The organism is Marinobacter vinifirmus (assembly GCF_002258215.1).
GTDB lineage: Bacteria > Pseudomonadota > Gammaproteobacteria > Pseudomonadales > Oleiphilaceae > Marinobacter > Marinobacter vinifirmus.
The window spans coordinates 64,622-90,562 of sequence record NZ_NEFY01000010.1 but is presented as its reverse complement, the minus strand read 5'-3'; the positions used below and the strand labels follow the sequence as shown (position 1 = coordinate 90,562).

Annotated in this window: 23 protein-coding genes; 18 read left to right on the top strand and 5 right to left on the bottom strand. The window is 57.7% G+C overall.

The window, feature by feature from the left end:
* The 13 genes from mshL (at position 1) to B9Q17_RS12865 (ending at position 13,390) form a co-directional block, all read left to right on the top strand.
* Positions 1 to 1,701, top strand: coding sequence for a pilus (MSHA type) biogenesis protein MshL (mshL, locus tag B9Q17_RS12925; protein WP_094625526.1), 1,701 nt, complete (start codon positions 1 to 3; stop codon positions 1,699 to 1,701).
* Positions 1,701 to 2,540, top strand: coding sequence for an ExeA family protein (locus tag B9Q17_RS12920; protein ID WP_058341468.1), 840 nt, complete (start codon positions 1,701 to 1,703; stop codon positions 2,538 to 2,540). Before mshL ends, B9Q17_RS12920 begins: the two co-directional genes overlap by 1 nt.
* On the top strand, positions 2,537 to 3,616 hold the full coding sequence (locus tag B9Q17_RS12915) for an MSHA biogenesis protein MshN (protein WP_094625525.1): 1,080 nt from the start codon (positions 2,537 to 2,539) through the stop codon (positions 3,614 to 3,616). The genes B9Q17_RS12920 and B9Q17_RS12915 overlap by 4 nt, the downstream gene beginning before the upstream one ends.
* Positions 3,613 to 5,331: a GspE/PulE family protein gene (locus B9Q17_RS12910; protein ID WP_094625524.1), complete on the top strand. Its 1,719-nt coding sequence runs from the start codon at positions 3,613 to 3,615 to the stop codon at positions 5,329 to 5,331. The genes B9Q17_RS12915 and B9Q17_RS12910 overlap by 4 nt, the downstream gene beginning before the upstream one ends.
* Positions 5,331 to 6,560 carry a type II secretion system F family protein gene (locus B9Q17_RS12905; protein WP_094625523.1) on the top strand — a complete coding sequence of 410 codons (1,230 nt, stop codon included), beginning with the start codon at positions 5,331 to 5,333 and terminating at the stop codon, positions 6,558 to 6,560. The genes B9Q17_RS12910 and B9Q17_RS12905 overlap by 1 nt, the downstream gene beginning before the upstream one ends.
* Before the next feature lie 3 nt (positions 6,561 to 6,563).
* Complete coding sequence (locus B9Q17_RS12900) at positions 6,564 to 7,097, top strand: hypothetical protein (protein WP_094625522.1); 534 nt, start codon at positions 6,564 to 6,566, stop codon at positions 7,095 to 7,097.
* 63 nt (positions 7,098 to 7,160) lie between these two features.
* Positions 7,161 to 7,682, top strand: coding sequence for a prepilin-type N-terminal cleavage/methylation domain-containing protein (locus B9Q17_RS12895; RefSeq protein ID WP_094625521.1), 522 nt, complete (start codon positions 7,161 to 7,163; stop codon positions 7,680 to 7,682).
* A 25-nt stretch (positions 7,683 to 7,707) separates the two neighbouring features.
* Positions 7,708 to 8,196 (top strand): type II secretion system protein, encoded by a 489-nt coding sequence (locus B9Q17_RS18495; RefSeq protein WP_094625520.1) that lies wholly within the window; start codon positions 7,708 to 7,710, stop codon positions 8,194 to 8,196.
* A gap of 45 nt (positions 8,197 to 8,241) precedes the next feature.
* Positions 8,242 to 8,706 (top strand): prepilin-type N-terminal cleavage/methylation domain-containing protein, encoded by a 465-nt coding sequence (locus B9Q17_RS12885; RefSeq protein WP_279627996.1) that lies wholly within the window; start codon positions 8,242 to 8,244, stop codon positions 8,704 to 8,706.
* A complete protein-coding gene (locus tag B9Q17_RS12880) occupies positions 8,703 to 9,236 on the top strand; it encodes a type IV pilus modification PilV family protein (RefSeq protein ID WP_094625518.1) in 534 nt (177 codons plus the stop codon). The genes B9Q17_RS12885 and B9Q17_RS12880 overlap by 4 nt, the downstream gene beginning before the upstream one ends.
* Positions 9,236 to 10,009, top strand: a complete 774-nt coding sequence (locus B9Q17_RS12875; RefSeq protein WP_094625517.1) for a type II secretion system protein — start codon at positions 9,236 to 9,238, stop codon at positions 10,007 to 10,009. Before B9Q17_RS12880 ends, B9Q17_RS12875 begins: the two co-directional genes overlap by 1 nt.
* Positions 9,999 to 10,415, top strand: a complete 417-nt coding sequence (locus B9Q17_RS12870) for a hypothetical protein (protein WP_094625516.1) — start codon at positions 9,999 to 10,001, stop codon at positions 10,413 to 10,415. The genes B9Q17_RS12875 and B9Q17_RS12870 overlap by 11 nt, the downstream gene beginning before the upstream one ends.
* Positions 10,415 to 13,390 carry a DUF6701 domain-containing protein gene (locus tag B9Q17_RS12865; RefSeq protein WP_094625515.1) on the top strand — a complete coding sequence of 992 codons (2,976 nt, stop codon included), beginning with the start codon at positions 10,415 to 10,417 and terminating at the stop codon, positions 13,388 to 13,390. Before B9Q17_RS12870 ends, B9Q17_RS12865 begins: the two co-directional genes overlap by 1 nt.
* A 24-nt stretch (positions 13,391 to 13,414) precedes the next feature.
* On the opposite strand, the gene glnG is transcribed toward B9Q17_RS12865, so the two are convergent.
* The 4 genes from glnG to glnA form a co-directional block, all read right to left on the bottom strand.
* A complete protein-coding gene (gene glnG, locus B9Q17_RS12860) occupies positions 13,415 to 14,848 on the bottom strand; it encodes a nitrogen regulation protein NR(I) (protein ID WP_094625514.1) in 1,434 nt (477 codons plus the stop codon).
* Positions 14,845 to 15,945: a nitrogen regulation protein NR(II) gene (gene glnL, locus B9Q17_RS12855; RefSeq protein ID WP_425268623.1), complete on the bottom strand. Its 1,101-nt coding sequence runs from the start codon at positions 15,943 to 15,945 to the stop codon at positions 14,845 to 14,847. The genes glnG and glnL overlap by 4 nt, the downstream gene beginning before the upstream one ends.
* A 261-nt stretch (positions 15,946 to 16,206) precedes the next feature.
* The gene (locus B9Q17_RS12845; RefSeq protein ID WP_022989934.1) at positions 16,207 to 16,734 is read right to left on the bottom strand and encodes a DUF4124 domain-containing protein; all 528 of its coding nucleotides are present in this window, start codon (positions 16,732 to 16,734) and stop codon (positions 16,207 to 16,209) included.
* Between the two features lie 177 nt (positions 16,735 to 16,911).
* Positions 16,912 to 18,315: a glutamate--ammonia ligase gene (glnA, locus tag B9Q17_RS12840; protein WP_022989933.1), complete on the bottom strand. Its 1,404-nt coding sequence runs from the start codon at positions 18,313 to 18,315 to the stop codon at positions 16,912 to 16,914.
* Between the two features lie 392 nt (positions 18,316 to 18,707).
* Between glnA and typA the strand changes: the two genes are divergently transcribed.
* The 5 genes from typA to B9Q17_RS12815 all read left to right on the top strand — a co-directional run bounded on the left by typA (position 18,708) and on the right by B9Q17_RS12815 (position 24,725).
* A complete protein-coding gene (gene typA / locus B9Q17_RS12835) occupies positions 18,708 to 20,519 on the top strand; it encodes a translational GTPase TypA (protein ID WP_094625513.1) in 1,812 nt (603 codons plus the stop codon).
* A gap of 154 nt (positions 20,520 to 20,673) precedes the next feature.
* Positions 20,674 to 21,636 carry a prolyl aminopeptidase gene (gene pip, locus B9Q17_RS12830; protein WP_094625512.1) on the top strand — a complete coding sequence of 321 codons (963 nt, stop codon included), beginning with the start codon at positions 20,674 to 20,676 and terminating at the stop codon, positions 21,634 to 21,636.
* Positions 21,637 to 21,744: 108 nt separating this feature from the next.
* Positions 21,745 to 22,200, top strand: a complete 456-nt coding sequence (dtd, locus tag B9Q17_RS12825; protein WP_094625511.1) for a D-aminoacyl-tRNA deacylase — start codon at positions 21,745 to 21,747, stop codon at positions 22,198 to 22,200.
* A gap of 487 nt (positions 22,201 to 22,687) precedes the next feature.
* Positions 22,688 to 23,764 (top strand): porin, encoded by a 1,077-nt coding sequence (locus B9Q17_RS12820; RefSeq protein WP_094625510.1) that lies wholly within the window; start codon positions 22,688 to 22,690, stop codon positions 23,762 to 23,764.
* Between the two features lie 100 nt (positions 23,765 to 23,864).
* Complete coding sequence (locus B9Q17_RS12815; protein WP_094625509.1) at positions 23,865 to 24,725, top strand: CYTH domain-containing protein; 861 nt, start codon at positions 23,865 to 23,867, stop codon at positions 24,723 to 24,725.
* A 5-nt stretch (positions 24,726 to 24,730) separates the two neighbouring features.
* On the opposite strand, the gene B9Q17_RS12810 is transcribed toward B9Q17_RS12815, so the two are convergent.
* Complete coding sequence (locus tag B9Q17_RS12810; protein WP_094625508.1) at positions 24,731 to 25,915, bottom strand: potassium channel family protein; 1,185 nt, start codon at positions 25,913 to 25,915, stop codon at positions 24,731 to 24,733.
* Positions 25,916 to 25,941 lie beyond the last annotated feature (26 nt).

Sequence of the window (25,941 nt, the reverse complement as noted above, 5' to 3'; positions counted from 1 at the left end):
ATGACCACGATCAGACCCATAGCTGCAGCCATGCTGGCGCTTACGCTGGCCGCCTGCAGCAATAACCCGCTGATGCGCACGTCCGCCGCCACCTCTACCGAAGTGGCCGGCGAGATTGACAGCACACTGGCCCGGGCCGAACAGCAAGGTGCGGGTGCTGGCCAGGTTGGCACTGCGCCGGGCGCATTGCCCGCCGACATCAGCAGCCAGCTGCTGCCACCCCTGAGCAGCAGCCAGCAGCAGGACGAACGCTTTGATGTAGACGCATCCGGCATTCCCGCCGCCAGTTTCTTTGCGGCGCTGGTGGAGGGCACCCGCTACAACGTAGTGGTTCATCCCGGTGTTACCGCAAGCATCAGCCTGCGTTTGGGTGATGTCACCGTGCCGGAAGTGATGGACATTGCCGCAGACCTCTACGGCCTGGACATTACCCGCAATGGCCGCCTGTTCCGGGTAGCGGCGGATGAAGTCCAGACCCGCCTGTTCCCGATCGACTACCTGCATTTCAAGCGCAAGGGCGGCTCGGAAACCCGGGTCAGCTCCGGCCAGGTCAGCAGTGCCCGCAGCAATAACGACAGCGGCTCCAGTGACAACAGCAGTTCCGGCGAAACCCGTAACCTGGTGGGCACCACCATTTCCACCCAGACCGAATCCGACTTCTGGCAGGATATCCAGAATGCGCTGGCCATGATCGTTGGCCGGGACGGTGGCCAGGTGGTGGTAAACCCCGGTGCCGGCCTGGTGATGGTGCGCGCCGGCTCTGAAGACCTGCGCATGGTGGAAGACTATCTGCGCCGCACGGAGTTGATTATGCAGCGCCAGGTGGTGCTGGAGGCCAAGATTCTTGAGGTTGGCCTGAACGAGGGTTACCAGCAGGGTATCAACTGGTCTGACATTCAGAGCGCGTCTTCTGTGACCGCGAGCGATGGCTTGCCGGCAGAGTTCACCTTTGAAAGCGTAGCAGGCCAGGCCATACGCACGACTGATATCGGTGGCCTGTTTTCTGCCACCATCCGTGAGGGTAGTTTCAACGCGGTTATCGAACTGCTGGGCCAGCAGGGCAACGTGCAAATCCTGTCCAGCCCCCGCATTTCCACCATCAACAACCAGAAAGCCGTGATCAAGGTCGGTACCGACGAGTTCTTCGTGACCGACATTGATTTCGACGACAACAACTCGGCCGTTACCGCCACCGACAGCACTTCCACCTCGGTGGAACTGACGCCGTTCTTCTCCGGTATCTCCCTGGACGTTACCCCGCAGATCTCTGAAGACGGCGCCATTACCCTGCATGTACACCCGTCGGTCAGCGAAGTGGCGGACCAGGAAAAAATCATCACCATTGGTGAGCGGGATGTCACCCTGCCGCTGGCCCGCAGTACCGTGCGGGAAACCGATAGCGTCATACGCGCCGAGAGTGGCCAGATTGTCGTGATCGGCGGCCTGATCCAGAGCTCCAGCGAAGACGACAACGCTGCCGTGCCTTTCTTCAGTGAAATCCCGCTGCTAGGCGAGCTGTTCAAACAGCGCCGGTTTGAATCCCGCAAGAGCGAGCTGGTGATCCTGCTGCGCCCGGTGGTGGCCAACGCCAGCCAGATGCAGGCGGATGTGAGGGCCAGCCGGGAACGCATGAACGTGCTGCGGGAGTTGCTGGAATCGTCTGAATCTGTGAAGCCGCAACCCGAGGGTGCTCCGCGCTGATGTACCAGAGCCATTTCGGACTGCAGGAAGCACCGTTTGCATTGACGCCCAACACCCGCTATTTCCTGCGGGCGCCCAGCCATTCCGAAGCTCTGGAGTTGCTGCTGGTGGCCCTGCGGGAGCGCGAGGGCTTTATCAAAGTGACCGGCGAAGTGGGTACCGGCAAAACCCTCCTGTGCCGCCTGTTGCTGAACGAACTGGATAAAGACGCCTGCACCGCCTACGTGCCCAATCCGGGCCTGCCCCCGGAAACCCTGTACGAAGCGGTGGCGGAAGAGCTGGGCGTGGATGTCAGCCGGTGCGCCAATATGCACCAGGTCCTGAAAGCCCTGAACCAGCGCCTGATTGAACTGGCGATGGAACAACGGCCGGCGGTATTGGTGATTGATGAAGCCCAGGCCATGCCTGAGGCCACCATTGAAGCCCTGCGCCTGCTGACCAACCTGGAAACCGAAAGTACCCGGCTGCTGCAGGTGGTACTGTTCGGTCAGCCGGAACTGGATACCATGCTGGCCAAAGACAGCCTGCGCCAGCTGCGCCAGCGCATCACCTTCCAGACCCGCCTGCAACCCCTGAGCCGTGACGCCGTTGGCCAGTACCTGCGCCACCGTCTGGCCCAGGCCGGCCATAACGGTGCAGACCTATTCACCGCCGGCGCGTTGAAAGTACTTTGGCGGGCCTCTGGCGGCATTCCTCGGCTGGTGAACATCCTCGCCCATAAAGCCCTGCTGGCAGCCTGGGGACAAGGTGACCGGCAGGTTGCCCGCAAACACGTATTGCAGGCGGTTCGGGACACCGAAAGTGCCCGTGCCGTGGGCTGGCTGGGGGGCTGGTTATGAGCCTTCTGAACGACGCCCTGCGCCAGGCCGAACAGCGCCAGAACAAACCGCAGGTATCTGCGGCCTACACCGGCCAGCCTGTAGAGGCTACAAGCGGCTCCAGGGCCGTGCCGGTGTTGATTGTGCTTCTGGTGCTGGCATTGCTGGCGGCCGGCGTAGCCTGGTGGCTGCTTGCCAAAAACACCGCTGAGCCAGCGGTTGAAGCCACTGAAACGGTGGCGCAAATCGAGCCGGTGCAGCCGCAGCCGGTCCAACCGGCAGAGCCGGAGCCGGTTGCCGCTCCTGAGCCGGCGGCAACAATCGACGAGCCTGTAACCGTAGAAGCGTCTAAACCGGAGCCTGCGCTGAAGATTGCCGAGGCCCCGAAACAGCCGGAACCGGTAGCCGCCGCTCCGGCACCGCAGGCAGAACCCCAACCGGAGGTTCGGCCAGAGCCACAACAAGAGGTCGAAGTTGCAGCTGAAAAGCCGGCCCCGGTCGCTCAGGTAAAACAGTCCCGGGAAACCCCGCAAGCCATCGACCTGCGCACCAGCCGTGAGCTGCAACGGCTGCTGGCCAGTGGCGACAACGTGGCCGCAGAAAACATGCTCACAAGGGTGACGGAAAGCCAGCCGGCGCCCAACAGCCGGGAAATCTTCGCCCGGGAAATGCTGGTGCAGGGTATGGCTGGCCGAGCGCTGGAATGGTTGCCGCAAAGTTTGGCAGGCGAATACGCAGGCCTGCGCCTGCTGCGGGCAAGGGCCTTGCTGGAGCAGGGGAACCTGGATACAGCCGTGGCCACTCTGCAAAGCCGTGTACCACCGGTTGCCGACGGCATTGAATACCGGGTGACGTTAGCCACCTTGTTACAGCAAGCGGGCGAGGCGGAAGAGTCTGCCGGCCACTGGTCTGAACTGATTGCCTACGACGACAGCCGTGGCGCCTGGTGGCTGGGCCTGGCCATTGCACTGGAAACCGGCGGCCGCACCCGCAGTGCGGTGCAGGCCTATGCACAGGCGGCAACCTTGCCGGGCCTGTCGCCCTCGCTGGCGGACTACGCCCGGCAGCGACTGAATGCATTACAGGCGGGATCATGAGTACGGAACCGAAAAAGAAAATCCGGATCGGTGACCTGCTGGTCCAGAACGAGGTGATTACCGAAGAACAGCTGTCGGTGGCCCTGCGTGAGCAGAAAAGCACCGGCCGAAAGCTCGGCCGTACCCTGATCGAGCTGGGTTACCTGGACGAAGACACCCTGCTGAACATCCTGTCGCGCCAGCTGAACGTGCCCTTTGTGCAACTGCGCCACTATCAGTTTAACGGCGAGCTCGTTAAACGCCTGCCGGAAGCCATGGCCCGCCGGTTCCGCGCCATTGTGCTGGCGGAACAGAGTGGCGAACTGTTGGTAGGCATGGCCGACCCGCTGGATATCTTCGCCTACGACGAACTGGTGCGCGTACTGAAACAGCCGGTACGCCAGGCCGTGGTGCGCGAAAGCGAACTGCTGAACACCCTGGACCTGGTATACCGCCGTACCGATGAAATCGCCTCCCTGGCCGAAGAGCTTGAAGACGAGCTGGGTGACGACGCCTTCGACCTCGCCGCGCTTTCAGCCGAATCCGAAAGCGCCGATGCACCGGTGGTTAAACTCCTGCGCACCCTGTTTGAAGACGCGGTACAGGCCCGAAGCTCCGATATCCACATCGAGCCGGATGAAACCGTGGTGCGCATTCGCCAGCGCATTGACGGCGTGTTGCAGGAACAGGTGATGAAAGAAAAGCGCGTAAACGCCGCGCTGGTACTGCGCCTGAAACTGATGGCCGGCCTGAATATCTCCGAAAAACGCCTGCCCCAGGATGGCCGCTTCAACGTGCGGGTAAAAGGCCGCAGCATTGATGTGCGGGTATCCACCATGCCGGTGCAGTACGGCGAATCGGTGGTGATGCGTTTGCTGGACCAGAGCGAAGGCCTGCTGAACCTGGAAAGCACCGGCATGCCGCCCAAGCTGCTGGAACGCTTCCGCAAACTGATCAAAAAGCCCCACGGCCTGGTGCTGGTAACCGGCCCTACCGGTAGCGGTAAGACCACCACCCTGTACGGTGCCCTGAGCGAACTGAACAACGCGGAAGTGAAAATCATCACCGCCGAAGACCCGGTGGAATATCGCCTGCCGCGCATTACCCAGGTGCAGGTAAACCCGAAAATCAGCCTGGAATTCTCCAGCATCCTGCGCTCTGCCCTGCGCCAGGACCCGGACATCATCCTGGTTGGCGAAATGCGAGACCAGGAAACCGCCGAGATCGGCCTGCGCGCTGCCATGACCGGCCACCTTGTGCTGTCCACCCTGCACACCAACGATTCCATCAGCAGCGCCATGCGCCTGATCGACATGGGTGCCGAACCCTTCCTGGTAGCCAGCTCCCTGCTGGGCGTGGTGGCCCAGCGGCTGGTGCGCCGGGTGTGCGACAACTGCAAGGAAACCTACGAACCCAGCCAGCAGGAACAGATCTGGCTGCAGTCGTTCGACCTGGACCCGCTGGATATGGAAGCTGGCTTCGTAAAAGGCCGTGGCTGCTACCAGTGCAGCAACACCGGTTACCGGGGCCGGGTGGGCGTCTATGAAATGCTCGAAATGGACGAAGACATGCTCGACGCCCTGCGCCGTAGGGATGTCAGCGACTTCACCAGGGCCGCCCGCCGCAGCCCGCTGTTCCGGCCACTGGGCCAGTGTGCCATGGACTACGCCTTGCAGGGCGTAACTTCCTTGCAGGAAGTTGCCCGGGTAGCGGCAACCAGTGAGGTAACCAGCTGATGCAGTTCAGTTACCGGGGCAAAGACAGCCGTGGCGCTGTCCAGCAGGGTTTGCTCACCGCCGCCAGTGCCGAGGCCGCGGCCAGCGAACTCATGCGCCGCGGTATTACCCCGCTGGCTATCCGGGAACAGCAGGAAAAGAAGGGCGCATCCCTTGGCAAACTGAACCTGAACATCTTTGCCGACAAGGTCACCCTGGATGAACTGATCGTGTTCTGTCGGCAAATGCACGCACTCACCAAGGCCGGCATTCCGTTAATCCGTACCCTGCGCGGGCTGGCGGAAACCACCCGCTCACCGGCCTTGGCAGAGGTGCTGGAAGATGTGTGCAACCGGCTGGAAGGCGGCACCACCATGGCCACCGCCATGCAGGCCCATCCGGAGGTTTTCTCTGACCTGTTCGTGGCCATGATTCACGTAGGCGAAAACACCGGCCTGCTGGACGATGCCTTCAAGCGCCTGTCGGAAATCCTGGAACTGGAGCGGGACACCAAGCGCCGGGTAAAACAGGCCCTGCGTTATCCCATCTTTGTGATCGTGGCCCTGCTGGCGGCCCTGATGGTGGTGAACTTCCTGGTGATTCCCAAGTTTGCCAACGTGTTTGAACGCATGGGGGCAGACCTGCCGCTGCTCACCCAGGTTCTGGTGGGCACATCCAACTTCCTGCTGAACTACTGGTACGTGATGCTGTTTGCCACAGCGGCCACCGCCGTCTTGCTGCGCCAGTGGGTGCAAACAGAAAAAGGCCGGCTGGTGTGGGACCGATACAAACTGAAATTACCGGTGATCGGCCCGCTGCTGCAGCTGATTACCCTGAGCCGCTTCGCCCGCAACTTCGCCACCATGCTGCGGGCCGGCATGCCGGTAACCAGCGCCCTGAGTGTGGTGGCCGACGCCACCGACAACGCCTGGCTGGCCAGCCACTTCAAAGACATGCGCCAGGGCATTGAGCGGGGCGACAGCCTGCTGCGCACCGCCCGCAGCAGCGGTATGTTCAACCCGCTGATTCTGCAGATGATTGCGGTAGGCGAAGAAACCGGTTCGGTAGACGACATGCTCAACAACGTGGCCGATTTCTACGACGAAGACGTGGACTACGGCCTGAAGCGGCTGGCGGAATCCATTGAGCCGATATTGATTGTGGTGATGGGCGTATTGGTACTTATTCTGGCGCTCGGCGTATTCCTGCCAATATGGGATTTGGGGTCCGCCGCCATGGGGCGGGGGTAAGCCTTGGCAGGCCCGGCCGGCCGGACAGCGGCAGACAACCACCGCCGCTTCCGGGCACTGGTTGCCTTCGGCGTATTAGCCATCGCCATGTGGTTTTTGCTGGACGCCATAGAACAAACCCAGTACCGGGCCGAACAGCAAAGCGCCCGGCTGATGCTGAACCAGGTGCGCAGTGCCCTGGTAGTGCGCGGCGCCGAAGCCATACTGACCCGGGGTGAAACCCTGGAACACTTGGCCGGCTTGAACCCGCTGCCCCTGCTGGATTTTGGCAGAGGGGCGGAAGTTGAAACGAGTTGCAACGAACTGGCCCTGGACAAACGGGGCTGGTGCTTCAACCCGCAGCAGCAATGGCTGGTTTACCAACCCGGCCAGCCCCTGCTGCTGGAAGGTCGCCGAAGGGAGCCCGGCGCACCGTTTATATGGCAGGTACAGGTGGACTACGCCGTACCGGCCACTCAGGGAAATAACAAAAACAAGCGGGCTACTGGCCTGAAACTGATGGAAATTGACGACCATCAAGTAAGCGTAAGTCAGTAGGGAATGGTCAAACGGAGACATGAGACAATTACTAATAAGCTTTAACACTCTGAGGAGAATTAAATGAGCGCTAAGCAACGGAACAAAGGTTTTACCCTGATTGAACTGGTGGTGGTGATCGCCATCCTGGCTATTCTGGCAGCGTTTGCGTTGCCGCGGTTTGCGCAGCTTTCGGAAGAGGCGCATGTGTCTAGCGTAAAAGCCACAGCTGGCGCAATGGCTGCGGGTGTGGCCTTGGCAAAGGCTCAGTGGGTGGCTAATGGTTTGTCTGGTGAGCAAGATGATGTGCAGGGCTTCGGTAACGACAACATTGATGTAAGTGAAGATGGCTGGCCGGTTTCTATTTCCGGCGCAAATAACCCAGCAAACATCACCGCTGCTATGTGCGTAGGTCTTTGGGAAGAGCTGATGCAGTCTAACGCACCTACCGTATCGGCCGGCGGAACAGACACTGATTACTCTGCGGCAGCTACAGCGACTGAGTGTACCTATACCTATCTGCTGGATGGCCTGCAAAGCCCCAACCAGAAACAGATTGTATACAACGCCAGCACCGGCGAAGTAACGACCATCAACGTGAATTAATAGACTGAACTAAAGGAGATAATCCATGAGAAACATGATTCCGAACAGAAAAGAAAAAGGTTTCACCCTGATCGAGCTGGTGATGGTGATCGTGATTCTGGGCATTCTGGCGGCGTTTGCTTTGCCGCGGTTTGCGGATTTGGGTGGGGATGCGAGAAAAGCCGTAGTTGAAGGTGCTCACGGAGCCGTAAAGTCTGCACTTGGAATCACGCACTCAGCGTGGTTGGCGAAGGGTGGAAGTGGTGACACCGTCCAAGTTGAAGGAGCGACGATTAACTTGGCTTATGGTTATCCGGTAGCAAATAGCAAAGCAACGGACGAAAGCCTGACAGACATCGGAATCGCTGAGGCAGCTCAGTTGAGTGGCGATGATTTTAATTTTACCGCAGGCACAAACAGCGTAACTGTTTCTGTAGCTGGATCTGATTGCCGCTTCACATATAGCGAAGCTACTACTGCAAACAGTCCTGCAAGTGTAACCGCAGTCGACTGTACTGCTCCTGCAACTCCGTAATCAGCAGAGAAATAGGTTAAGTCAAGCCTAGGGAGGTGGGTAGCTCTGAGATCATCTGGCTTTACTCTGGTTGAGTTGGTTATGGTCATAATTTTGATCGGTGTTCTCTCAGCGCTTGGAGTTGGCATAGTTGCAAGAACCTCCGCCTTCTCCCCCCTGCTGGCCACCCAGCAACTTGCCTCCGCCACACTGCTTGCCCAACAGGCAGCGCTGGCGGGCAATTCTGCGAATACTGTAGCCATCAGCCGGGATACCAGAAATTTCCGTTTCTCGGCTGCTGGCTCCAGCTTTTCCATCCGCCATGAAGGCGCAAACATGAGTTACCGGCCTGTGAGTCAAACTACAGCGTTTCCTGTAACCAGTACGAATACCCAGATTGCCTTTGACCGGATGGGGCGCATTGCCGCACCCGTTAGCGGTCAGGACATCGAATTTAGAATCTCCGGCGACAGCAACTTCACCTTGTGCCTGAGTTCCCTTGGTGCCGTGTACCAGGGGGCATGCCAATGAGGCAGCCATGCCTCGGCAAATCTCGCCAGCAGGGCGCCACCCTGGTGGAACTGGTCATGACCATCGTCATCATCGGCGTCGCCATCGCCGGTGTAGTCGGTGCCTTTTCCCTGATCACCGGCCGCAGCGCCGACCCGCTGAACCAGACCCGCGCCGTAGCGCTGGCTCAGTTGTATATGGATGAAATTCTCGCCCGCAATTACGACGAATCCAGCAAGGTTGGCGGTGGGAAAGTCGATGCCACAGATTTCGATTGCGCATTCCTCGGCGCAGAAAGTGCTGAAACCACCCGCGACGATTACGATGATGTCGACGACTACCACGCCATCACCAACGCGATTCCCGAGGATGGCGAAGGCAATCCGCTGCCCGGCTACGATAATTTCCGGATTTCCATCACCGTATCCTGCGCGGGCGATGACATATCAGAAATGTCACTCGCCAATTCCGACGCCAAACGCATCGACATCACCATCACCGATCCCTCCAACGCCACCTACCTGTTCAGCGCCTATCGGGGGAACTTCTGATGCGCAGGCAGCATGGTTTCACCTTGGTCGAGTTGGTGATGGTTATCGTGCTGCTGGGCATCGTGGCCACCATTTCCGTGCAGTTTGTTTCGCTGTCGACTCGTGGGGCGCTGGATGTGGGGGCTCGACAGCAACGGGCCTTGCAGGCGGTGGTAGTCAGTGAACAGATTTCCCGGGAGTTGCGTAATGCATTCCCAAACTCCATCCGAATTTCCGGCAATTGCCTGGAGTGGATTCCGGTAGAAGCGGCCACTACCTACATCCGCCTTGGCGGGCCGGACTTTGACCGGATTCCGGTCGTACCGTTTGCGGAGGCGCCTGAAACCGGCAATCGGGTGATCGTTTATGGCTATGGTGGCAGCCCTGATGATCTTTATACCGTTGGTTCCGGCCGCGGCCCATTAAGTTCTCCGATCCAAAGTATTGATGACAGCGTGTCGCCTCCGGAGATTGTGCTGGAATCAGACCACCGCTTTAACGGCCAGTCCCCGGAACGCCGCCTGTATGTGGTAGGTGAGCCAATCAGCCTGTGCCAGGCCGGCAGTTTCCTGCGCCGTTACAGTAATTACGGTTTCAATACCAGCCAGTCTATACCGCCTGCCGGCACAGGCGCAGTGCTGGCCGCAAACCTGACCGGCCCAGTGGAATTCGATTACAGCCCCGGCACTCTGGAGCGAGGCGCTATACTGCGTTTCGCTTTCACTCTGAAAGACCCCGCCGGCGATGAAATCACCCCGGTCAGCCAGGAGGTGCAGATTCGCAATGTCCCCTGAGCGCACTATCCAAAAACAGGCCGGCGCTGGCCTGCCTATTGCAATCTTTATCATCACTGTACTTGCGTTGCTGGTATACGGCATGGCGCAGCTTCAGGAAAGTTCCGGCAAATCCGTCAGCTTGCAGATTCAGTCCCAGCGGGCGTTTTTTGCGGCGGAAAGTGGGGCGCAGTTGGCGGTGGCCGAGATTCTGGAAGCAGGTGACTGCTCTGGGGTGCCGGCAGAGATAGATTTTGGTCAGGGTGCCTTGCTCCAATGCAAAGCAATTCTTGAGTGCTCAGCTAGTGACCTTTTTCCCCTGACGGGTACCGGTGGTGGCCGGGTATTCACCCTGACCAGCACGGGTGAGTGTGGTGCGAGGGTTAACGAGGTTGCACGGCGTAATGTTGAGGTTAGGGTGAGATAATGCGTTACGCCAAGATTTTTCTGTTGCTTTTGTCGGTGGCGTTTAGTCCTCAGAGTTTAGCCGTGGTTTGCACCAACGTCTTTCAGGCTAATGATGGTGAGAACGCTGGCTTGACCGGGGGTGATGAGCAGTTAGACCTTTCTGGCGTGCCCTGGTCTTCGACTGGAGATTTGCCAGATGGACCATTAGGTTCCGGGGACTACTACGTCGGGGATGGAAGCTACGATCCGATTGTGCTGCTCCCGGAGGCAAAAGTCAGGATTTTTGTAGATGGGGATCTGACACTAGGTAATAACGCAAGAATTAATGCCAACGGAGATGCTTCGAAGCTGCTTATTGTGGTTCGAGGGGATATTGACGTCGGTAACGGAGCCATTATTTCCGGACTTCTATATGCAACCGGAGATATCGATATTGGGCAAGGACAAGGAGGAGGATCGTTACCTGATATTACCGGGGGCTTGGCTGCGGCAGGAGAAATAGATCTTCCTAGAAGGGCCCAAGTCGCTGTCGATTATACCGGTATAGATGATGGCTTGTTGACAGAGCTTTGCGTTTTCCCTGTTGAGCTCAGAGCAAATGGGATCAGGGGGCCAGTAGTAGAGGTTCAAGTTGGTGAAGAGGTTGAAGTCACTGCTATTGCGGAACAATGCCCTATTGCGGCCAGCCCTCCGTTCAGTGATCGCTGGGTTGACCGCTGGTACCTGAATGACCAAGTTATAGGTGGTTACCGTGGCGACCTATCACCCTGTGAGCGAGCTCCAGTGTTTTTAGATTCCAGAGAGTTTCAATCTGAAGGTGATTATATTTACCGATATGAGACTGAGTACTGCGACAGTTTTTTTTGTTTTGGGGATCGGGAGCCATTTGAAATCGCGGAGCTTATAGTCAGGGTTGTTGCGGCTGATGCAGCAATCGACCATTACGAGATTAAACATGATGGTGTGGCTCTAACCTGCCAACCGGAAACTATAGAAATCCGGGCTTGTGCCAATAGTACCTGCACGGAGTTGGTACCTGATATTTCTGCGGTTTCGCTCGCCCCTTCGAGTGGTTGGATAGGAGGGAACACAGTAGCCCTTGAGGCTGGAAAGGGCTCTGCAACTATTCAGATAACTGACTTTGAAGGTGAGGTTTTCTCTGCATTTTTAGGGGTGACTGGCTCAACCCCTTCTGTTCAGCCGCAACCCGAGACGTTGTGCAAGGTAGGCGGCTCCCTTTCTGCTGAGAATTGTGAGTTGCTTTTCTTCAAATCAGGGCTCGCCTTCGATGTGCCGCCACTCATTTCCCACCGCCCATCTGGGCCCTTTCAATTGCGTGCAGTTCGCCAGGACGATGACACTCAAGCGTGTGTATCTGCATTTGAAGGTAGTGTGGAAAAAGTTGTCCGTTTTTCTTCGGCATACTTAGACCCGAATGGTGATAATAGGACTAATAAACGGCCTGTTAGTGTAAACGGTAAAGAGGTCAGCCTTGATAGTAATTCTCCGACAGGTCTCACTTTATCCTTTGATGATCAGGGTGTTGCTGAGATTGATGTCAGCTATCTTGATGCTGGGGAGGTTCAGCTGTCAGCTTTGTACCTTGGTTCTGAGGCTACAGGTGATGACGGTCTGGTCATGCCGGGTGTGGATAGCTTTGTCGCTGTACCTGCAGGGTTCTGCGTGACCTCAGCCGGCGATTGCTCCGCAGGTGATTCTTCATGCCCACCTTTTCGCAAGGCTGGTGAGTCGTTTGACCTCAGTATTCAGGCCGTAGGATGGCAAAGTGATGCCGACAGCGATTTCTGCATCGGTAACCCGACCACGCCCAATTTCATGCTTCCCGATATTCCGCTGCAGCTGGAGTTGGTTGAGCCGAACGAGGTGGGTGCTGTACCGGGCACATTGCCAGAGGGAGCTGAGTCCTATGTTCACAGTCGATCATCCGATGCAACAGAAGTGGTTAGCCTGAGTCAGTCCGAAGTAGGCGTGTTTCGATTCAGAACAGCTCCGGAGCCTGGGGCTTACCTGGAGCGAGACCTTCCACCGGCCGTTAGCCAGCCCATTGGCCGCTTTTATCCGGACCGCTTCAGGGTGACCGTAGAAGACGGTGAGCTTGGCGGAGAGTGTGAGCCGGACGCCTTTGTTTATACCGGTCAGGAATTTGGCTGGAAGCTGGCGGCCTCTGCACTAATAGAGCCCTTGTCCATTCAGGGAGAGGTGACCAAGAACTACACCTTCGACGGCTTCCGAAGCTTGTTTGAAGATGACATCACAAGATCCGGTCCTGAAGAGTTGGTTGCACTCAACAACGATGATGAGCCGATGAAGCTTGGCTCTGACATGAAGGGGGCTGCCTTGACAGTGTCTAGTCCGGGCCAGCTTGAGTACCGCTATCACTCCGAAGACAAGTTCTGGTTCGAGAAAACCCCGGCTGCCAGAAGGGCGCCTTTTTATCCTAAGGTTCAATTTGCCTTGTCAGATATTGAAGACGGTGATGGTGTGAGAAGCGAGTTGCCTCGCAACGATATTCGGCCGGAAATGCCCGCTGAGGTACGTTATGGCCGGCTGGTGATGGAGAATGTCTATGGCCCGGAGAATCTCGAGCCCCCGGCCGTTCTCCGAATGCCTTTTGAAGTCGAGGTTTTTGATGGGGACCGGTTTGATCGGCACAGTGATGACAGTTGTAATAGCTGGAACGCAGATGGCGTTAATGTCGTTGAAGCACCGGCTCGTCATACACTCAAACCGGACTCTGGTACTTTTGTGGACGGCAAGGGCGAGCCATTGAGCATCAGCCCTACAGGGGAGCGAGGAACCGACGTATTGGAGTGGAGCGTGAGTACTTGGCTACAAGACTTCTGGGGTCGTGAACCAGAAAACCCCGGTGAGCCTGCAGAAGGTGAACTCCAAAACCCCCGCGCCACCGCCACCTTCGGCGTCTACCGGGGCAACGACCGCATCATCTACTGGCGCGAAGTCCCCGCCAACTGATCTTCGCCGAAGGCCGGAAGAGGTTTACTCCTCCTCCCCCTCCGGATGGTCCATCCCCAACTCGTTAATTTTCCGCGTCAGCGTATTCCGCCCCCAGCCCAGCAGTACCGAGGCGTCCCGGCGGCGGCCGCCGGTGTGTTTCAGGGCGGCTTCGATCATGATTTTCTCAAACTCCGGCACGGCAGTGTCCAGGATGGCTTTCTTGCCCCGTTTCAGTTCCAGTTCGGCCCAGTTTTTCAGGCCTTCCTGCCAGGTCTGGCCTGTGCCGGTGTTGTCGGCTTCGGCCTGGTGTAGCAGTTCCGGGGGCAGGTCGTCTACGTGGATTTCCCGGCCGCTGGCCATGACGGTCAGCCAGCGGCAGGTGTTTTCCAGTTGGCGCACGTTGCCGGGCCAGGGCAGGGTGGTCAGGTATTCTTCCGCATCTGGCCGCAGGATTTTTGCTTCTACCGCCAGTTCCTTGGCGGCCCGCTTCAGGAAGTGCTGCATCAGCTTGGGGATGTCTTCCCGGCGTTCGGCCAGTTTGGGCAGGTGTACGCGGATTACATTCAGGCGGTGGAATAAATCCTCCCGGAAGCTGCCTGCTTGTACCAGTTTTTCCAGGTCCTGGTGTGTGGCGGCGATGATGCGCACATCCACTTTGATGGGGGTGGTGCCGCCTACCCGGTAGAACTCGCCATCGGCCAGTACTCGCAGCAGTCGGGTCTGGGTGTCGGCGGGCATGTCGCCGATTTCGTCCAGAAACAGGGTGCCGCCGTTGGCCTGCTCAAAGCGGCCCTGGCGGGTGGCGCCGGCGCCGGTGAAGGCGCCTTTTTCGTGGCCGAAGAGTTCCGATTCAATCAGGTCTTTTGGGATGGCGGCCATGTTCAGGGCGATGAACGGGTTGTGGGCCCGGGGGCTGTGGTTGTGCAGGGCCTGGGCCACCAGTTCTTTACCGGTGCCACTCTCGCCGTTGATCAGTACGGTAATGTTGGAGTTGGAGAGCCGGCCGATGGCGCGAAACACTTCCTGCATGGCGGGCGCTTCACCGATGATTTCCAGGTTTTTCTGAACCGACTCCATCTGGGGTTCCGCCGCGGCCTTTTTCTCGTGGCTGTGGGCGATGGCCCGCTTAACCAGGGCCACGGCTTCATCCACATCAAAGGGTTTGGGCAGGTATTCGAAGGCGCCGGTCTGGTAGCTGGTCACCGCGCTGTCCAGGTCGGAGTGGGCGGTCATGATGATAACGGGCAGGTCCGGGTGCTTTTTCACGATCCGGGACAGCAGGGTAATGCCGTCTACGCCGGGCATGCGGATGTCGCTGATGATGGCATCTGGCTGTTCGTGCTCCAGGCGCATCATGATGCTTTCACCGCTGTCGAATACGCGGGGGTGCAGGCCGGCCTGGGTAAGGGCACGGTCCAGTACCCAGCGGATGCTTTTGTCGTCGTCTATGATCCAGACGTTTCCCGTTCGGCTCATTGGTTGTCCTCCAGAGGCAGGAAGATGATGAAGTCGGTTCTTCCCGGTTCACTCTCGCATTCCACCAGCCCGCGATGCTGGCCGATGATGCTTTGGGTAATGGAAAGCCCCAGGCCCGTGCCGGATGCCCGGCCACTGATCATGGGGTAGAAAATGTTTTGCAGCAGTTCCGGCGGAATGCCCGGGCCGTTGTCGATAATGTCTACCCGGCACACCAGGCGATGGCGACGGTGGCCGATGGTGAACTGGCGCAGGGCCCGGGTGCGGAAGGTGATGGTGGGCATGTCGCCGCTGTGGCTGTCCACCTGGTTTTCGAAGGCGGCTTCCATGGCGTTGCGGGCGATGTTCAGGAAGGCCTGGATCAGCTGTTCCTTGTCGCCGGTGAATTCCGGAATGCTGGGGTCGTAATCCCGCTTCAGGCGCACCCGGCCCTTGCTTTCGGCTTCAATCAGGGTGCGTACCCGTTCCAGTACTTCGTGGATGTTGGTACTGGCCATCTGCAGGGCCTTGTTGGGGCCCAGCATGCGGTCCACCAGGCTGCGCAGGCGGTCGGCTTCGTTGATGATTACCTGGGTGTATTCGCGCTGGTCTTCGCTGTTGAGTTCCCTGTCCAGCAGTTGTGCCGCGCCCCGGATGCCTCCCAGCGGGTTCTTGATTTCATGGGCCATGCCGCGCACCAGGATGCGGGTGGTTTCCTGCTGGGAGATGATGTCTTCTTCCCGGCTGATGCGCAGCATCCGGTCTTTCGGCTGGATTTCGATCACCAGCTCGGTCGGGTCTACGCTGACCGGGGTTACCGAATAGTCTACGGTGAAGCGTGAGCCTGTCAGCAGGGCGAACTCGGCCTCGCGGCGGGTGTAGGACTGGCCGTTGTTGAGGGCTGCGTACAGGGTCTTCAGGGCGTCGCTGGAGTCGATCAGCAGGTCGCCCAGGGGCAGGCCCCGGGTGCGGGTCAGGCTGGTTTCGAACAGGTTCTCGGCCGCCGGGTTCAGGTAACGGATAGTGAGGTCTTCGCCCAGCACCAGAAGGGAGGTGCTCAGGCTGTCCAGAATGCTTTTGTATTTACTGTCCGGGGCGGCGGGCGGCTGCGACATCATGCTCGGCTTCCGTTTTCGTTTCATGCGTGTACCCCGGTTTTGCAAAATCCGAACCAGTTTTGCTGGCTCGCAGAAAAAAATGGGCAACGGCCGGGCGCGGGCTGGCCTGTGGGGCATGGCGGTGCTGTGGCTTGGTGCAGATGGTGCGGGAAAGGCTACAGGCAGCCGGCGATTTGCCCCTTCGCTGCCCAGAGTATGGCGTTAATGTGGTGCGCATGCACTAAATTGGTGCAACTGATTCCGGGTGCTACCGCTGATGTGTTATCGGCGCAGAACAGACGGGCGATGAACGGTAAAGCTGATACCGGGGCCAGTTTTCACCTGAACGCCCTGGTCGTCCACGATATGCACTCCCGCCTGGTGAGTGCCGCGATCAATGTTGTTCACGGTTACCGAGCCGGAGGAGCTCTGGCCTACGGGCTGGCCGTCGAGGGTGATTTCGTATTTGTGGCCACGCTGCAGGCCGGGGGTGCTGCGCACTTCAAAGGTGACGTCGCCACTGCCGCTGTGGAAGGCCTGGTCGTTTTGCGGGTGCACAAAAGTGAGGCTGTCGTAGTTGGCGCCTTCCTTCTGGACTTCTTGCCGCAGCTGGTCGGTTTCCCGCACCACTTCCGGTTTGGGCAGGGTGATGGTGGTCACCGGTTTTACTTTTACGGTTTCGCTGCCCTGCATCGGCTCGTCTGAGAAGGTGACGTTGCCCTGGGCATCCACATGCCGGTACACCTCTGCGTGGGCGCCGGCGGCGGCCAGTAAACAGAATCCGGTTACAAGGGCGAGAGGTGTTTTCATAATAAAGGCCTGCTTTGATCAACTGCCTCGATTATCGGCGCCGTTGGCGGGGTTTTCAACGGCTGGCGGGCTTGCTTGGGTTACATATCGTTAAGGGCCTCACAAAGCCAGCCATAAAAAAGCCCCGCACCGGGCGGGGCTAGCTGTTACCGAACCGCACCAAATTGGTGCGGCGGCTTAGCAGGAGTAATACAGTTCGAATTCAACCGGGTGAGTGGTCATGTTGATACGCTCAACTTCGCCACGCTTCAGGTCGATGTAGCCGGCAATCATGTCTTCGGTGAACACGCCGCCGCGGGTCAGGAACTCGTGGTCTTCTGCCAGGCAATCGAGCGCCTCCTGCAGGGTAGTGGCTACCTGCGGGATGTTCATGGCTTCTTCCTTCGGCAGGTCGTACAAGTCCTTGTCCATGGCATCGCCAGGGTGGATCTTGTTCTGGATGCCGTCCAGGCCGGCCATCATCAGGGCGGCGAAGGCCAGGTACGGGTTGGCTGCCGGGTCCGGGAAGCGCACTTCGATACGGCGCGCCTTCGGGCTGCTTACGTACGGAATCCGGATGGAAGCGGAACGGTTACGGGCAGAGTAGGCCAGCATGACCGGGGCTTCAAAGCCGGGTACCAGACGCTTGTAGCTGTTGGTGGCCGGGTTGGTGAAGGCGTTGATGGCCTTGGAGTGCTTGATGATGCCGCCGATGTAGTACAGGGCCATTTCGCTCAGGCCGGCATAGCTGTCACCTGCGAACAGGTTTTTGCCGTCTTTGTTCAGGGACATGTGCACGTGCATGCCGGAACCGTTGTCACCCACGACCGGCTTGGGCATGAAGGTGGCGGTTTTGCCGTAGGCGTGGGCTACGTTGTGCACGCAGTACTTCAGAATCTGAACTTCGTCTGCCTTGCGGGTCAGGGTGTTCGGGCCAACGCCGATTTCACACTGGCCGGCTGTGCCCACTTCGTGGTGGTGCACTTCGATGGTCAGGCCCATGCTTTCCATAGCCGCACACATAGCGCCACGCAGGTCGTGCAGGCTGTCTACCGGCGGAACCGGGAAGTAGCCGCCTTTTACGCCCGGGCGGTGGCCGATGTTGTTGCGGTCGAAGTCTTCGCCGGATACCCAGGCGGCTTCTTCGGAGTGCAGGGAGTACATGGAGCCCTGCATGTCGGTCTTCCACTTCACGGAGTCAAAGATGAAGAACTCGGGCTCCGGGCCAAACAGGGCGCCGTCGGCAATGCCGGTGGACTTCAGGTATTCCTCTGCGCGCTGGGCAACGGAGCGGGGGTCGCGCTCGTAACCCTGCATGGTTGTCGGCTCTACAATGTTGCAGGTGATGTTAATGGTGGTTTCTTCGGTGAACGGATCCAGCACGGCGGTATCGTCAACCGGCATCAGGATCATGTCGGACTCGTTGATGCCTTTCCAACCAGAAATAGAAGAGCCGTCGAACATCTTGCCGTCAGCGAAGAAGTCTTCGTCTACTTCAGTGGCAGGCAGTGTAACGTGCTGTTCTTTACCGCGGCTGTCGGTGAAGCGCAGGTCAACCCATTTGACTTCGTGTTCTTTGATCAAATCAATCGTCTTGGACATTGTGCATGCTCCGTAGTGATTTCGTGTTCGTTGTGCCGGATCGTTCTGTGTGCTGAGGCCCGATCTCTTGCAGGTGAAGGCAGCTTACCAGAAGCCTTTGGCCCTTACCTTTCAATTACGGCTACTCCTCACTAAGCAAGTGCCTTGCCAGTTTTGTGTAACTGCGCCACAACAGCGCAGTGGCAAGGCTTTGGTGCGTTGTGTGTGCAAAAGTGTACGGCGGCCGGCCCGGAAATGCACCAGAATAGCGCACCACTTTGGTGCGAAAACCGGTGGATTGCCTGATATCAGTGCGCCGGAAGGGTTGGTTACATATTAGGCACTATTCTTCATATTATCGACATGGACTTTTCGATATACTGCGCGCCGCTAATTTCTGCAGGATACCCGTTGTGATTGATAAGCTTAGAAACGTCGCCATCATTGCCCACGTCGACCACGGTAAAACCACCCTGGTTGACCAGTTGCTGCGCCAGTCTGGCACCCTGGACCGTAAAGAGCTCGAAAACGAGCGCGTTATGGACTCCAACGACCAGGAAAAAGAGCGTGGCATTACCATTCTGGCAAAAAACACCGCGCTGAAATGGAAGGACTACGATATCAACATCGTAGACACCCCGGGCCACGCTGACTTCGGTGGCGAAGTTGAGCGGGTAATGAGCATGGTAGACAGTGTGCTGCTGGTGGTGGATTCCATCGACGGCCCCATGCCGCAAACCCGCTTTGTTACCCAGAAAGCTTTCGCAGCGGGCCTGCGCCCGATTGTGGTCGTGAACAAGATCGACCGCCCGGGTGCGCGCCCGGACTGGGTTGTAGACCAGGTCTTTGACCTGTTCGATAACCTGGGTGCCACCGACGAGCAGCTGGACTTCCCGATTGTTTACGCCAGCGCCCTGAACGGCATTGCCGGTATGGACCATGAAGACCTCCAGGACAATATGGACGCCGTGTTCCAGGCGATTGTTGACCACGTACCGGCACCTGCCGTTGACCTGGACGGCCCGTTTCAGATGCAGATCTCCCAGCTGGACTACAACAGCTTCCTGGGTGTAATCGGTATCGGCCGTATCATGCGCGGTAAAGTGAAAACCAACACGCCGGTGGTGGCTCTCGGTGCCGACGGCAAGAAGCGCAACGGCCGTATTCTGAAAATCATGGGCCACTCCGGCCTGCAGCGTGTGGAAGTTGAAGAAGCCCAGGCCGGCGACATTGTGTGCGTAAGCGGCCTGGACCAGCTGTTCATTTCCGACACCCTGTGTGATCCCTCTACCGTAGAAGCCCTGCCGGCGCTGACCGTTGACGAGCCCACCGTATCCATGACCTTCCAGGTAAACGATTCACCGTTTGCCGGTAAAGAAGGCAAGTACGTGACCAGCCGTAACATCAAAGAGCGCCTGGAAAAAGAGCTGCTGCACAACGTGGCACTTCGTGTTGAAGAGGGCGATTCAGCGGATAAGTTCAAGGTGTCTGGCCGTGGTGAGCTGCACCTGTCGGTTCTGATCGAGAACATGCGTCGCGAAAACTTCGAGCTGGCCGTAGGCCGCCCGGAAGTGGTGGTCAAGGAAGTAAACGGCCAGAAGGAAGAGCCGTACGAAAACGTGATCATCGACATCGAAGAGCAGCACCAGGGCGCGATCATGGAGCAGATGGGTCTGCGTAAGGGTGACATGACCAACATGATCCCGGACGGCAAGGGCCGAATCCGCCTGGAATACACCATTCCTGCCCGAGGCCTGATCGGTTTCCGGAACACCTTCCTGACCATGACCTCCGGTACCGGCATCCTGACCTCCACCTTCAGCCACTACGGCCCGGTGAAGATGGGTGACGTAACCAGCCGCCAGAACGGCGTTATCGTTTCCATGGCGACCGGTACTGCGCTGACCTACTCCCTGGAAACCCTGCAGAGCCGGGGCAAGCTGTTCCTCGACCCGGGCCAGGAAATCTACGAAGGCCAGCTGTGTGGTATCCATAGCCGCGACAACGACCTGGTGGTTAACCCCACCAAGGGCAAGAAGCTGGACAACATGCGTGCCTCCGGTAAAGACGAAGTGATCGGCCTGGTGCCGCCCATCAAGTTCACCCTGGAGCAGGCGCTGGAGTTCATCGACGACGACGAGCTGGTAGAAGTCACGCCCAAGTCGATCCGTCTGCGCAAGAAGCTTCTGACCGAGAACGAGCGTAAGCGCGCGGGTAAGAAGTAACGGGCTTTTTTGCCACGGAAGAACACGGAAGACACGGAAAAATAGAAACGAAGTTTTCCGTGTTTTTCCGTGGATTCCGTGGCAAAGCTATCCTTTATTTATCATCCCCATCCAACTCAGCTAGACTGCCGTTATCCCTGAAACGGAGTTCGTCATGCTGAACCTCTACCCCGATATTGAACCCTACGCCCGCCATCGCCTTGTGGTGGACGAACCCCATGAGTTGTACCTGGAAGAATCCGGCAATCCGGATGGCATTCCTGTGCTTGTGGTTCACGGCGGGCCGGGTGGTGGGTGTGAGGATTACCATCGGCGGTTTTTCGATGCCGAGCGCTTCCGGATTATCCTGATGGACCAGCGCGGCGCTGGCCGTTCCACGCCTTTAGCGGAGCTGGAAGGCAACAGCACCGACAAGCTGGTTAAGGATATGGAAACCATTCGCCAGTTTCTGGGCATTGACCGCTGGTTGCTGTTTGGTGGCAGTTGGGGCTCCACGCTCAGCCTGGTATATGCCGAAACCTACCCGGAGCGGGTTCTCGGGCTGGTGTTGCGGGGTATCTTTCTGTGCCGGCCGCGAGATATTCAGTGGTTCTACCAGGAAGGCGCGAGCCGGGTGTTTCCGGATTACTGGCAGGATTTTCTGGCTCCGATTCCCGAAGCCGAACGCGGTGATATGGTGACGGCCTACTATCGCCGGCTCACCAGCGCCAATGAACTGGAGCAGATTCAGGCGGCAAAAGCCTGGTCGATCTGGGAAGGCCGTTGCGCGACCCTGCATCCGAACCCCAAGGTGGTGGAGCATTTCGGCCACCCCCATGTGGCCATCGCCCTGGCGCGTATTGAGTGCCATTACTTCATGAACAACGCCTTTCTGGAACCGGATCAGATTGTGCGGGACGCGGGCCGGTTGGCGGATATCCCCGGGGTAATTGTGCACGGCCGTTACGACATGGTGTGCCCGCTGGATAATGCCCTGGCCCTGCACCGGGCCTGGCCGGAAGCCGAGTTGCATATTATCCGGGATGCCGGCCATTCCGCGTCCGAGCCGGCTATTGTGGATGCGCTGTTGCGGGGCGTAGAAGAGGTAGTGGCGAAAAGCCTGCCAGGTGCCGGTTGAGCATAGACTTATTATTGGCCTTCAAGGGCTTGCGGCCCCGCCGAGGGCCCTATACACTCTTGCGCGTTGCTGATTTTTAACCCTGTGCTCATCTTGCCAAGGGATGGAATGAAAGGACTGATCCAGCGCGTTTCCGAAGCCAGTGTAACGGTGAATGGGGAAAAGATTTCCGCCATCGGGCCGGGGCTTTTGCTATTGCTGGGTGTGGAAAAGGACGACACACAAAATGAGGCCAGGGACTTGTGCCGAAAGATCCTCTCTTACCGGGTATTCCCCGACGAGCAGGGCCGGATGAACGTGAACGTTCAGGACTCCGGTGGATCCCTGCTGATTGTTCCCCAGTTCACACTTGCCGCCGATACCGGCTCCGGTACCCGCCCGGGGTTCTCGCTGGCGGCTGCGCCGGATATGGCCAATTCCCTGTATCAGAATTTTGTGGCCCGGGCCCGTGCTGAGCTTGGGGAGAGTCGTGTTGGGGAAGGGCGGTTCGGTGCAGACATGAAAGTGGCCCTGGTAAATGACGGCCCTGTCACGTTCATGCTGGAAACCGGCAAAAAGGGTTAGTGCACAGAAATGTGACAGAGTTGTATCTGGCGCCTCACAAAAGGGCGGTAGATAAGGTAATGTTTGAGCCGGTTTGTGGTTTTGCTAGCTCGGACTGCGTTAGTTGATTGTTCTGGAAGCGGTTTTTGGGTTCTGGCCCTGATTTTGGTAGATAAAACCGGAATCTGTGGTCAAGCCATTGAGGAATAAAGAACTTTGCTTCCTGACCAAAAAAGGCTAAAAATTAGCCCGTGAAAATTTGCAAAAATGCAAACATTGTATTAAAACAGGTTCATCACCCTGAACTTTAACAAAGTTCTGTAAGTGGTTGAGAACTAAGGTTCGGGGCTTTCCCGGCCAGATAAAAAGAAGAAATGTCGGCCCTCTGTTGGAAATAAATGGGGGTTGATCGGGGTTCCGGTAAAGCCGGCATTTGCTGGATTTGCCAGTAAAAATCGGGGCTTACACCCGTCGAAAACCTGAGTTAACTCAAAAAGGAAGACGCAACATGAAAAAAACTATTCTTGCTTCTGCTATTGCAGCCGCAACCTTCTCTGGCGCTGCTCTGGCCCAGGAAAGCAACCTGCCGACCGTTTACGGTAACATTCAGTATGCTCTGACATACAACGATGTCGAGAACGAAGCTGGACAAAAGTTCAACGGCCTTGAGCATTTTGACAATGGCACCACACTTGGTGTTGCTCATGAGCATGAAATTGCTCCTGGCATCAAAGGCTTCCTGAAGCTCGAGCTGGAAGGCATCAACGCCGACGATAAGAGCAAGAGCAGCGGTATCGACGGTCTTGACGAGGCCTACATCGGGGTTCAGGGCGACAACTTCGGTAAAGTTTGGGTTGGTTCTGACGACTCTCTGTACGAGCGCAATATTGTCATCATTGGCAACTTCCACGAAGTTGGCTCTGATATCTTTGGTAACTATGACACCGGTGAAGGCGATCTGATTCAGTATGAATCTCCGTCGTTTGGTGGCCTGACTCTGGGTGCGGCCGTTCAGGTCAACGGGGATTCTGACACCAAGTCTTCGGATACGTTTGAAGGTCGAGTGCCTGCTCTCGATGAAAATGGTAACGTCATTCCTGGAGAATTTGTTACGGTTGCAGAAGATCGTAGTTCTGGAGATAAGTCATTCCCGTACCAGCTTGCCGCAACTTATGAAGTTGATGCTCTGAAGCTTGCTTTCGCGATGGACTCTAATGATGGTTCTGCTGGAGACAACGAGAATAGCTATGGCCTGTCTGCCACTTACGGTATGGATGATCTGACTCTGATTGGTGAGTATCAGACTCGCAAAGACGATTCCGACATCTTTGGTGTAATGGGTGTATATACTCTGGGTGCAAACCAGTTTGCCCTGGCTTACCAGATGGAAGATGATGACGTGACTGGTGATAAGAACGACACCATCACCATTCAGGCTCTGCATAACCTGTCCAGCAACATGTACGTGTATGTTGAAGGCTATATTTCCAGCGCTGATGCCGATAAAGATTACGAAGTTGGTTCATTTGCCGCCGAAGGCGACGAGCGCTCCACTCTGGCGCTTGGTGCTGTTTACTACTTCTGATCAGCTAACCAGCTAATCCAGTAGTACCAAAAAGCCGGTGACTCAGGTCACCGGCTTTTGTATTTTAGGGCTGCCCATTTTTATCGGAGAACCGAAGCCCATGGCCACAGAACTCGAAATCAAGCTCACCCTGTCTGAGGCTGTCCAAGCCAAAGCCCTTGAGTGGTTGCTGGCCAGGCCGGAAGCGAGTGACGGCCGGCGCAAAACCCTTATCAACCGCTATTACGACACCCCGGACGCCGCCCTTAACCGTGCTAAGGCCGCCTTGCGGGTGAGGCAGGCAGGTGACCGGTTTATCCAGACCCTGAAAACCAAGGGCGAGTTTGTAGATGGTGCTCATCGGCGTGAAGAGTGGGAGTGGGAACTGTCTGGTCCGGATCTGGATTTATCGCTGCTGGAGCAAACGCCCCTGCATGGCCAGGTCGACCTGTCAGCCCTTGCGCTGGCGTTCGAAACCAACTTCCAGCGGCAGGTGGTGATGCTGGAATCTGGCAGCAGTGTTATCGAAGTGGCTGTGGATTCTGGTGAAATTCTCGGCGGCGGCCGTTCGCTGCCGTTGCACGAGGTGGAGTTCGAGCTGAAAGCCGGCGAACCGGGCGAGTTGATGCGTTGGGCGAAGGCGCTTGCCTGCGAAGTTCCGGTGTTCCTCAACCTGGTCAGCAAGGCCGAGCAGGGATATTTCCTTGCGGGTATTTACCGGCCTGAGATTCTCGTTTGCAGTGAGCCCTTATCGGTAACGAAGCTGCTGCATACGCTGAGCGTAAGCTGGCTGACCGGTGAGCCGGTCAAGCTGCCCCCAAGCGCTTTAAGTGCGATCACTAAAGCGGCCAGCGCAGCCGGATTTGATAAGGAGTGGCAAGAGCTCAGTCATTCACTTCAGTCCGGCATTGCAGCTGCTGACCTGATTCGAAAATTCCCGCAACTTGGCCGGTTGCAGTTAGCACTGGCCCTTGTCGGCTAGCCGGTTCAGGAACCGCTTTCTTTTTCAGCGGCAGCCTCTGCCGCGGCCTTTTGCTCATTCTGTTCGTGCATGGATCGCCACTGGGCTAAAAAGTCCCGGTAGCGATCCAGTGCTTCTTCCACCACGGAAACTTCCGGTGTGTCCGTTGAGCGCACCAATACGATCAGCCCTTTTCCTTCCACTTCTTTGTTGGTTTCCGGATGGCAGATCACCTCGTTGTCGTGGTCGATATAAGCCAGTGCGGTGCCAATGCCGTGGCGAACCAGGGCGCTGACGATGTCAGCCCAGGTCAGGTCGTCCAGTTCCAGGTCGTAGCGGTGGGGGTGGTCACGCTCGTAGTTGAACATATCTTCCAGCACTTTCTCTGAACCTGGCGCCACCACGGCGCGCACCATGATTTCCGGGTAGGTTCGAACCGGCCGTATGATGGTTCTCACCCCCAGGGCCTTGAAGCGATCCCGGTTGGCATCACTCACGCATTCCACGGTGGTTTTGCCGCCAAGGTTGGACTCTGCCAGCCGGTGCGCGATATCGAAGGTCAGGCTGTCGGAGAAAGGATCGGACTCGTCGGCTGCGAGCACGATCACGTGCCTGGCACTACCGGCGTGGACGGATTTCAGCGCTTCCGGATCATTGCCTGCACCGTGGAAGTGCACCATGCCGCAATCCCGAAGCTCTGCCGGCAGGCCTCCGGGAAACTGTCGGGTCAGAAGCATGATCGGCACTGTGTGGTACTCTGGTATCGACCGAATCTGCGTGGCGAAGCGCATGAAGTATTGTTCGCCACCGGTGCGTGGGGTGTTGATGATTAAGATGTGGTCTTTCATGTTGTAAATCCAGCGTCCGGAGAGGATTCGTTCACGGCGGTAGAACCGGTATTCAATATAGTCGCTGACAATCAGTGTGAGCAGGGTGATGGCAGTTACAAACATCAGCACCACGGTACTGATGCGACCGATGGCGGTTACCGGCGCGTAGTCACCATAGCCTACGGTGACCAGTGTGGTCATTGTGAGCCACACAGCTTCGAAAAAACTCAAAGGCTCTACAGCCCAGAGGATCAGGATCTGCGAGGAAACCAGAGCTCCCAGTGTCAGGAATAGCCGGCTGATGCGTTGGCGGATCAGCCCTCCCATTGGGAGGTGTGGCTGCGAGTGTTCCGGGTTCAGCGGGCGACGATTGCGCATCATGGAGTGGGGCTGCCTGTTCAGTCCGT

Coding starts and splice junctions, on each gene's coding strand:
- mshL (WP_094625526.1), top strand. CDS start 1: ATGACCACGATCAGACCCATAGCTGCAGCCATGCTGGCGCTTACGCTG.
- B9Q17_RS12920 (WP_058341468.1), top strand. CDS start 1,701: ATGTACCAGAGCCATTTCGGACTGCAGGAAGCACCGTTTGCATTGACG.
- B9Q17_RS12915 (WP_094625525.1), top strand. CDS start 2,537: ATGAGCCTTCTGAACGACGCCCTGCGCCAGGCCGAACAGCGCCAGAAC.
- B9Q17_RS12910 (WP_094625524.1), top strand. CDS start 3,613: ATGAGTACGGAACCGAAAAAGAAAATCCGGATCGGTGACCTGCTGGTC.
- B9Q17_RS12905 (WP_094625523.1), top strand. CDS start 5,331: ATGCAGTTCAGTTACCGGGGCAAAGACAGCCGTGGCGCTGTCCAGCAG.
- B9Q17_RS12895 (WP_094625521.1), top strand. CDS start 7,161: ATGAGCGCTAAGCAACGGAACAAAGGTTTTACCCTGATTGAACTGGTG.
- B9Q17_RS18495 (WP_094625520.1), top strand. CDS start 7,708: ATGAGAAACATGATTCCGAACAGAAAAGAAAAAGGTTTCACCCTGATC.
- B9Q17_RS12880 (WP_094625518.1), top strand. CDS start 8,703: ATGAGGCAGCCATGCCTCGGCAAATCTCGCCAGCAGGGCGCCACCCTG.
- B9Q17_RS12875 (WP_094625517.1), top strand. CDS start 9,236: ATGCGCAGGCAGCATGGTTTCACCTTGGTCGAGTTGGTGATGGTTATC.
- B9Q17_RS12870 (WP_094625516.1), top strand. CDS start 9,999: ATGTCCCCTGAGCGCACTATCCAAAAACAGGCCGGCGCTGGCCTGCCT.
- B9Q17_RS12865 (WP_094625515.1), top strand. CDS start 10,415: ATGCGTTACGCCAAGATTTTTCTGTTGCTTTTGTCGGTGGCGTTTAGT.
- glnG (WP_094625514.1), bottom strand. CDS start 14,848: ATGAGCCGAACGGGAAACGTCTGGATCATAGACGACGACAAAAGCATC.
- glnL (WP_425268623.1), bottom strand. CDS start 15,945: ATGATGTCGCAGCCGCCCGCCGCCCCGGACAGTAAATACAAAAGCATT.
- B9Q17_RS12845 (WP_022989934.1), bottom strand. CDS start 16,734: ATGAAAACACCTCTCGCCCTTGTAACCGGATTCTGTTTACTGGCCGCC.
- glnA (WP_022989933.1), bottom strand. CDS start 18,315: ATGTCCAAGACGATTGATTTGATCAAAGAACACGAAGTCAAATGGGTT.
- pip (WP_094625512.1), top strand. CDS start 20,674: ATGCTGAACCTCTACCCCGATATTGAACCCTACGCCCGCCATCGCCTT.
- dtd (WP_094625511.1), top strand. CDS start 21,745: ATGAAAGGACTGATCCAGCGCGTTTCCGAAGCCAGTGTAACGGTGAAT.
- B9Q17_RS12820 (WP_094625510.1), top strand. CDS start 22,688: ATGAAAAAAACTATTCTTGCTTCTGCTATTGCAGCCGCAACCTTCTCT.
- B9Q17_RS12815 (WP_094625509.1), top strand. CDS start 23,865: ATGGCCACAGAACTCGAAATCAAGCTCACCCTGTCTGAGGCTGTCCAA.
- B9Q17_RS12810 (WP_094625508.1), bottom strand. CDS start 25,915: ATGATGCGCAATCGTCGCCCGCTGAACCCGGAACACTCGCAGCCACAC.